This is a genomic window from Halorhodospira neutriphila, from assembly GCF_016584055.1.
In the GTDB taxonomy this organism is placed as follows: Bacteria; Pseudomonadota; Gammaproteobacteria; order Nitrococcales; family Halorhodospiraceae; genus Halorhodospira; species Halorhodospira neutriphila.
In genome coordinates, this window is sequence record NZ_NRSH01000102.1 from 1 (window position 1) to 7,966 (window position 7,966).

Consider the following 7,966-nt stretch of genomic DNA (forward strand, 5'->3'; position numbering starts at 1 on the left):
CGTCGAGACCTCGGCCAGCGTCGTCACCGCCGCCCCCCGGCGGCCGCCCTGCCCGCCCTTCGCCGGCGCCGCGGCCGGCGGCTCGGCGACCTCCTCGAGGGTGTTCCACGCCCCGCACTCGGGGCACTGCCCCGACCACTGGGGCTGCACCGCGCCGCAGGCCGAGCAGGCGTAGCGCCGCCTCGAGCGCGCCATCTCAGCCGGCCTCGCTGTCGGTATAGCGCCGCCCCGGGCGCGGCGGCACCCGGCAGAAGAGCTCGTAGGCGATGGTGCCGGCGGCCGCGGCGACCTCCTCCGGGGGCACGCCCTCCCCCCAGAGCAGCGCCGGGGCGCCGATCTCGACGCCGGTGAGCCCGCGCAGGTCGACGGCGACCATGTCCATGGAGACGCGGCCGACGACCTGGGTGCGCTGCCCGGCCACCTGGACCGGCGTCCCGCTCGGGGCGTGGCGCGGATAGCCGTCGCCGTAGCCGATGGAGACCACGCCCACGGGCATCGCCTCCGGGCAGCGCCAGGTCGCCCCGTAGCCGACGGGCTCGCCGGCGGCGTGGCGGTTGATGGCGACGAGCTGCCCCTCCAGGGCCATCGCCGGGCGCAGGGGCGCGTGGCCGCGGCGGCCGTCGCTGAACGGCGAGGCGCCGTAGAGCATGATCCCCGGGCGCACCCAGTCGTAGCGGCTCGCCGGCCAGCCGAGCAGCCCTGCGGAGTTGGCCGCCGAGCGCGGCCCCGGCAGCCCGGCGCAGGCCGCCTCGAAGGCCGCCAGCTGCCGCTCGGTCATCGGGTCGTCGCGGTCGTCGGCGCAGGCCAGATGGGTGAGGAAGCCGACCTCCGAGCGCACCGAGGGCGCCTCGGCGAGCCGGCGCCAGGTATCGGCCACCGCCTCCGGCGGGAAGCCGAGCCGGTGCATGCCGGTATCGACCTTCAGCCACACCCCCACGGGCTCAGGCAGGCGCGCCGCGGCCAGCGCCTCCACCTGCCAGGCGCTGTGGATGACCAGCTCCAGGCCCTGCTCGGCGGCCGGGGCCAGCTCCTCGGTGGAGAAGGGCCCCTGCAGGAGCACGACGGGGTGGCGCAGCCCTGCGCTGCGCAGGGCCATCGCCTCGGCGAGATCAGTCACGGCGAAGGCGTCGGCCCCCGGCGCGAGGGCGCCGGCCACCCGCGCCAGGCCGTGGCCGTAGCCGTCGGACTTGACCACGGCCATGAGGCGCCGCTGCTCGCCGGCCGCCTCGCGGGCGGCGCGTAGGTTGGCGCGCAGGGCGGCGAGGTCCACCGTAGCCCGCGCCCCGCGGCTCACCCCGGGATCCCCCCCGCGTAGACGTCGTCGGCGTGGTTCTCGAAGCGGGTGAGCTCGCCGAGGAAGGTCAGCCGCACGGTGCCGATCGGCCCCTGGCGCTGCTTGCCGATGATCAGCTCGGCGACGCCCTTATCGGAGCTCTCCTCGTTGTAGACCTCGTCCCGGTAGATGAAGGCGATGAGGTCTGCATCCTGCTCGATGGCGCCGGAGTTGTGGCTGATAACACTGTCGGCGACCCATGAGGCCGGCCCCGGAACCGTTAGATCGTAGACCTCCGCCTCGCCAGCCGGCTCGATGGCCACGATCTCGTCCCAATAGACATCACTGCCACACTGCGCCAGCAGCCACGGGTCCTGCAGCTGCTCGGCGTACTCTTGCAGGACCTTGCGAGAGGGCGCAAACCGGAAATGAGCGCTACCACCGTACGCCGTGCCTCGATGAGCCGCCATGGCACGATGCGTCACCCCCTGCTCCCTCATGCGGGCACGTACGGCGTCGAAGTACTCACGGGGTAATGTATCCCGATTGGGGCTACCCTCAACATGAGCCAAACGGTGGGCGAGCTCGACAGCCGGATTGCGCCGGGGCCCAAACGCGCCGACTTGCTTCAGGAACCGCCTCTGATCCTCGCTCCCCGAGACCCACACCATGTAGGTCGGGCGGTACAGCTCGCTGCGGACTTCCTGGATTCGCCCGACAATCCCCAAACGAAGCAGCAACGCAGCGACATCTTCGGCGAGCCCGCGACTGTTCGTGCTCAGATGGACGCCGTGGCTACCTTTTTGCCACGGCTTGCGCACCGAGATCGTGCCATCCGCCGCCCAGAGGTGGCGCAAGAGCAGCGCAACCTGGTCATTAGCGAGGCGAAAAACGGCCTCCGGCAAGCGTTTCTCATGGGAACGCTGCCCAAAGATGCCCAGCTCCCGCAACCAGCGGTTCACGCCCGCAGGGCGCCACCGATCCCCGTTCCCCGAGAACACCAGCTGATGCCACTCCCCGCGCCCTGCATAGCGCTTCACGACACTGCCAAAGGCCTTCTTGGCAGCCCCTGCCACCGCGCTGCTGTTCTCTTCCGATGCCGTCGCGTACCTGAGGGGCTGCCCAGGGAGATAGCTCCCATCCCCTACCAGGTGGCCGAGCAGTACCAAGTGGGCAGCGGGCCAGCGTTCACACTCCTCGGGCTCCGGCAGGCTCCGCGCAATGGCGAGCCGGCCGGAGACAGCGAGCTCATCGACCCTGCGCCACCCCTCGGCGGCTAGCAGCCGATGGCGGCCGGTTGCCCGGAGTATGCGGCCACTGGCCAGCTGGACCCGATAGACCGGCCGCCGACCCACACGCCAGACCTTCTCAGCCCTTGCCGAGATAAGCCGATACTGCTCGTCCAGCGCCACCACCTCCGGCGTCTCTCCCTCCAGGCGCTCGATCGGCACGCGGCGGCCATCCGCCAGCAGCACGGGCGTATCCCCGGTCACGCACTCGCGCAGGTCCGACATGATCGGCCGCTTGTTCTGGCGCTGCTCGAGGGAGCGGTTGAGCTGCGACAGGGCGATCACCGGGGTGTTGAGCTCCTTCGCCAGCCCCTTGAGCGCGCGCGAGATCTCCGAGAGCTCGCCGGCGCGGTTCTCCCGGTAGCCGGGGATCTGCATCAGCTGCAGGTAGTCGATGACGATGACCCCGAGCTGCTCGTGCTCGCGCTGCAGCCGCCGGGCCCGGGCGCGGATCTCGGTGGGGGTCAGCCCCGGCGAGTCGTCGACGAACAGCGGCGCCTCGGCGAGCAGGCTCATGGTGGAGGTCAGCCGCGGCCAGTCGTCGTCCTGGAGCTTGCCGGAGCGCACCCGCTGCAGCGGCACCCGGCCGAGGGAGGAGAGCATGCGCATCGCCAGGGCGTCCGCCGGCATCTCCATGGAGAAGACGGCCGCCGGCAGGCGCTGCTGCATCACCACGTGCTCGACGATGTTCATGGCCACGGTGGTGTTGTGCACGCAGACGTCGTCGGCGATGAAGTTGTGGGTCTCGGGGATCGTCAGGTCGTAGACCTGCTTCTCGCCGAGGGGGGCGATGCGCTCGATGCGGTCCCAGTAGATGTCGCCCTCGGCGGGCTCGAGGGGCTGGTGCGCCCGCCCGCCCTCGGCCTCGAGGGCGGCCGCCGCCTCGGCGAGCCGCGCCGCCGGGCGCTCCTGGCCGCAGGCGCCGATCCGCTCGACGAAGCGGCGGATCGACTCGGGGTGGGTGATCGCCAGCTGCCAGCCCCACCGGCAGGCCTCGTCGCCCGGCAGCTGGCGGTGGCTGAGCCCGGCGACGACCCCGAAGCGCAGCAGCAGGTGCTGCACCTGCCGCGCCAGCCGCTCGCTCGCCGCCGCGTAGCCGATCCGTGCCGGCCCGGGGCCCGGCTCCTCGAGCCAGAGCCCCGCCCGCAGCAGGCGCTTGAGGAAGGCGGCGAGCTGCTCGGCCGGCAGGGCGAACACGGCGGGGGGCAGCGCCAGCGCCCCCGCCTCCCCCGCGCCGAGCCGCGCCAGCCAGCGCCGCAGCCGGGCCGAGCCCTCGAGGCGGGCCTGCGCCTGCGGCCCGCCGCCGAGCAGGTGGGCGAGCAGCCGGAGCTCGCCGGCGCGCATCGGCCGGTCGCCGAAGACCGGCAGGCGCCGGGGCACCGCCACCTCGTCGCCGACCCGCAGCTCGGCGAGCGGCCGCCAGCCCCGGCGGGTCAGGAAGGGGTGGCTCAGCGTCGTCTCCACCCGGCGGCCGAGGCCGGTGGTCACGGCGTAGACCGGCTTGCGGCCGTCGTCGACGAAGGCGCTCGGCTCCGCCCAGCGCAGCTGCCGGTCGCCCTCGAGGGTGGGGATGCGCCCGGCGCGCTCCCGGTAGATCGCCTCGATGGTGGCCACCGTCCCGTCGGCCCGGACGATCTCGGCGTCGTGGGCGAGGCACTTGCCCATGGAGGGCCGGCCGGCGAGGATGATCAGGTCGCCGTCCTGCAGCCCCGAGGTCAGGTGGTCGAAGTCGTCGAAGCCGGTGGCGAGGCCGGTGACCGGCTCCTGGGTGCGGTAGAGGGCGTCGATGCGGTCGATGACCTGCGGCATGAGCTCGCGCATGCCGATAAAGCCCTGCCGGTGCCGCCCCGTCTGCTCGGCGATCTGGAAGATCGTCTGCTCGGCGTAGTCGAGCAGGTCCTCGCTGTTGCGGCCCTGGGGCTGGAAGGCCGCCTCGGCGACGTCGGAGCCGGCGCGGATGAGCTGGCGCAGCACCGAGCGCTCGCGGACGATATCCGCGTAGGCGCGGATGTTCGCCGCCGAGGGCGTCTCCCGCGCGATCCCGCCGAGGTAGGCGAGCCCGCCGGCCTCCTCGAGCTGCCCCTGCTGGCGCAGCCAGCCCGAGAGCGTCACCACGTCCATCGGGTGATCGCCCTCGGCCAGCTCCCCCATGGCCCGGAAGATGAGCCGGTGCTCGCGGCGGTAGAAGTCCTCGCCGTGGATCCGGTCGGCGACCTGATCCCAGGCGGCGTTGTCGAGCATCAGCCCGCCGAGCACCGCCTGCTCCGCCTCCAGGTCGTGGGGCGGAACCTTCAGGGCCTCGGCGTCCGAGGCGGAAGCGTCGCTGTGCACCTTCCCCCTCCCGAGGGGTAGAGCCCGCGCCTAGCGGCTACCCCTCCTGCGGCTCGACCACCACGCGCACCGTGCCGGAGACGTCCGTGTGCAGCTGCACGGCCACATCGTGCTCGCCGGTCACCCGGATCGGCCCCTCGGGCATGCGCACCTCGCGGCGCGCCAGCTGGTGGCCGGCCTCCTCGGCCGCCATGGCGACCTCGGCCGGCCCCACGGAGCCGAAGAGCTTGCCCTGATCGCCCGTCTTCGCGCGGACGGTCAGGGTCAGCTCCTGGAGCCCCTCCATGCGCGCCTGGGCGGCCTCGAGCGCCTCGCGGGCGGCCCGCTCGAGCTCCGCCCGGCGCTCCTCGAAGTAGCGGATGTTCTCCGCGGTGGCCGGCCGCGCCTTGCCGTAGGGCAGCAGGTAGTTGCGCCCGTAGCCGGGACGGACCCGAACCCGATCCCCGAGATCGCCCAGGTTCGCCACCTTTTCCAACAGAATGAGTTCCATGCCTTGCACCTCAGCTCGTTCGAAGACTCGATCGCGCCACTACGGCGCGGAATGATCGTCGATCAACCGCCGACGCCACTGGAAGAGCGCCTCGCCGATCCCCACCAGGGCCAGGACCCGGAACAGCAGCGGCGCCAGCAGGTAGACCGGGACCAGCCAGCCGCGCCCCCAGCCCCGCGCCGCGACCACCGCATGGGCGAAGGCCAGCGCCTGGAGGACGAAGGCGGCCCCGGTGACCACGGCCAGGTCGTAGAGCAGGCCGGGGCCGGTCAGCACCGCGCCGAGCCACAGCGCCAGCGCGCCCACCGCCGCCGTCCGGCCCAGGCTCAGGCCGTGGAACTCCGCGCGCAGGCCGCCCGGATTGTACAGCAGCGCCTGCAGGCCGCGGCCGATCAGCAGCCCGGCGAGGACCATGAGCATCATGTTCATCGCCCACAGGCTGGTCATCATCGGCAGGAGCTCCTCCTGGAGCAGGGCCTCGGCCTCCGGGCCCAGCCCCTGCGCCCCCGCTGCCGCCAGGAGGGCGTCGACAACGCCCCGCCAGTACCCGACCGGATCGCCGACGGCGAGGTAGAACCCGGTGACCGCCAGCGCCCCGAGCCCCGCCCACAGCAGCAGGGTGCTCGACAGCGAGACGCTGCGGCGCAGCCACCCCGCGAGGCCGAGCACCGGCAGCCACTGCTCGAGGACGATCCGCAGCGCCGGCAGGGCCAGCTCGCCGCCGGTGGCCACCGCCAGCAGCCCCGCCAGGAGCCCCGCGGCCATCGCCGCGACCAGCGCCCCCTGCCCGAGCCCCTGGCGCTGGTCACCCTCCGCCAGGGGCTCGGGCAGGATGAAGGCGGCGAACGCCTTCACGACGCCGGCTCAGTGGCGGTCGGTATAGGGCAGAAGCGCCAGGAAGCGGGCGCGCTTGATCGCCCGGGCGAGCTGGCGCTGGTAGCGTGCGTTGGTGCCGGTGATCCGGCTCGGCACGATCTTGCCCGTATCGGTAACGTAGTTCTTGAGGGTGTTGAGATCCTTGTAGTCGATCTCCTTGACCCCCTCGGCGGTGAACTTGCAGTACTTACGGCGCCGGAAAAAACGACCCATCTCTTGGCTCCTCGCTGATCGTCGTCGGACTCGGGAAGGGCCGCCGCCTACTCGGCGCCCTCGGACTCCTTGCGCTCCTCGCGCTTCTCGCCGCCCTTGGCCAGGGGCGAGGGCTCGGTCACCGCCTCTTCGCGCCGGAGCACCAGGTTGCGGATGATGGCGTCGTTGAAGCGGAAGGTGGAGGTCAGCTCGTCGAGCTCCTCCTGGCCGCACTCGACGTTCATGAGCACGTAGTGGGCCTTGATCAGCTTGTTGATCGGGTACGCCAGCTGCCGCCGCCCCCAGTCCTCGAGCCGGTGCACCTGCCCGCCGTTGGACTCGACGATGCCGCGGTAGCGCTCGATCATCGCCGGGACTTGGTCGCTCTGGTCCGGATGGACCATAAAGACGATCTCGTAGTGTCGCATTACGGCTCCTTTCGGTTATTCAGGCTGCGCCCAAACAGCCCCCGGCCCGCAGGCCGTGGGGCAAGAGAATCGCGTAGTCTATCCGAGGTCACCGGGGCTAGGGAAGCGTTGGCGTACCGCCTCGAACAGTAGTACCCCCGCGGCCACCGAGACATTGAGGCTCTCCATGGGACCGGGCATGGGGATCGAGGCCAGCCGATCGCAGCGCTCCCGCGTCAGGCGCCGCAGCCCGCCGCCCTCGCCGCCGAGGACCAGCGCCAGGGGGCCGGTCAGGTCCAGCCCGTAGCAGCTGGCCTCGGCCTCGCCGGCGGCCCCCACCGTGATCAGCCCGGCCCGCTGGAGCTGCTGCAGGGTGCGCGCCAGGTTGGTGACCTGGAAGAAGGGGACGTGCTGGACGGCCCCGGCGGCCGTCTTGTGGACCGCCGGCCCCAGCGCCGCGGCGCGGTCCCGCGGGGCGACGACGCCGTGGGCGCCGGCGGCCGCGGCGCTGCGCAGGCAGGCGCCGAGGTTGTGCGGGTCCTGGACCTGGTCGAGGACCAGCAGCAGCGGCGCCGCCGTGGCCTCCAGGAGGTCGGCGAGCTCGCCCTCGCCGCGCGCCGGCGTGCCGCTGTAGCGGGCGATGACGCCCTGGTGCGCTGCCCCCTCGGCGAGGCGGTCGAGCTCGGCACGCCCGACCCGCCGGATCGGCGCCTCGAGGTGCTCGAGCTTGCGCAGGGCGCGCTCGAGCCGGCGGTCGCGGCGGCCGTGCTCGATCCAGACCGCCTCGATCCCGGCCGGGTCGTAGGCGATCGCCTCGTGCACGGCGTGGGGGCCGTAGATCAGCGGTGCCGCCCCCGCCTCGCGGGAGCCTGCCTCCCGCCGGCCGGAGCGGCCGCGCCCGGAGCGCCCGGCAACCACCGCCGCCCCCTAGCGCTGGCGCCGCTGGCGCTTCGCGCCCGAGCCGGACTTCGAGCCGGACTTCGAGGAGGCGCTCGACGCCTTGCCGCTGCCGGACTTGCCCCCGGCGCCCGAGCTCGCCTTCGAGCCCGACTTGGCGCCGGAGGCCGACTTCCCGCTAGCGCCGGATTTCGAGTTCGAGGTATCCGCC

The 7,966-nt window shown here is 72.8% G+C and carries 7 protein-coding genes and 1 pseudogene; all 8 read right to left on the reverse strand.

The window, feature by feature from the left end:
* Positions 1–195 (reverse strand): annotated as a pseudogene (locus CKO13_RS09000) (DNA repair protein RadA); the annotation flags it as partial.
* 1 nt (position 196) lies between these two features.
* Positions 197–1,294: an alanine racemase gene (gene alr / locus CKO13_RS09005; protein ID WP_200259776.1), complete on the reverse strand. Its 1,098-nt coding sequence runs from the start codon at positions 1,292–1,294 to the stop codon at positions 197–199.
* Entirely contained in the window at positions 1,291–4,893 is a 3,603-nt protein-coding gene (gene dnaB / locus CKO13_RS09010; protein ID WP_200259779.1) for a replicative DNA helicase, read from the reverse strand. The genes alr and dnaB overlap by 4 nt, the downstream gene beginning before the upstream one ends.
* 37 nt (positions 4,894–4,930) lie before the next feature.
* Positions 4,931–5,383, reverse strand: a complete 453-nt coding sequence (gene rplI / locus CKO13_RS09015) for a 50S ribosomal protein L9 (protein WP_200259782.1) — start codon at positions 5,381–5,383, stop codon at positions 4,931–4,933.
* Positions 5,384–5,422: 39 nt separating this feature from the next.
* Positions 5,423–6,238 (reverse strand): hypothetical protein, encoded by an 816-nt coding sequence (locus tag CKO13_RS09020; protein ID WP_200259785.1) that lies wholly within the window; start codon positions 6,236–6,238, stop codon positions 5,423–5,425.
* Positions 6,239–6,247: 9 nt separating this feature from the next.
* Positions 6,248–6,472, reverse strand: coding sequence for a 30S ribosomal protein S18 (gene rpsR / locus CKO13_RS09025; RefSeq protein ID WP_200259788.1), 225 nt, complete (start codon positions 6,470–6,472; stop codon positions 6,248–6,250).
* A 47-nt stretch (positions 6,473–6,519) separates the two neighbouring features.
* Positions 6,520–6,879 (reverse strand): 30S ribosomal protein S6, encoded by a 360-nt coding sequence (rpsF, locus tag CKO13_RS09030; protein WP_200259791.1) that lies wholly within the window; start codon positions 6,877–6,879, stop codon positions 6,520–6,522.
* Between the two features lie 78 nt (positions 6,880–6,957).
* Positions 6,958–7,776 (reverse strand): 23S rRNA (guanosine(2251)-2'-O)-methyltransferase RlmB, encoded by an 819-nt coding sequence (gene rlmB / locus CKO13_RS09035; RefSeq protein WP_200259794.1) that lies wholly within the window; start codon positions 7,774–7,776, stop codon positions 6,958–6,960.
* Between the last annotated feature and the right edge of the window lie 190 nt (positions 7,777–7,966).

Excerpts from the sequence above, each read along its gene's own strand:
- rplI (WP_200259782.1), bottom strand. The coding sequence starts at position 5,383 with ATGGAACTCATTCTGTTGGAAAAGGTGGCGAACCTGGGCGATCTCGGG.
- rpsR (WP_200259788.1), bottom strand. The coding sequence starts at position 6,472 with ATGGGTCGTTTTTTCCGGCGCCGTAAGTACTGCAAGTTCACCGCCGAG.
- rpsF (WP_200259791.1), bottom strand. The coding sequence starts at position 6,879 with ATGCGACACTACGAGATCGTCTTTATGGTCCATCCGGACCAGAGCGAC.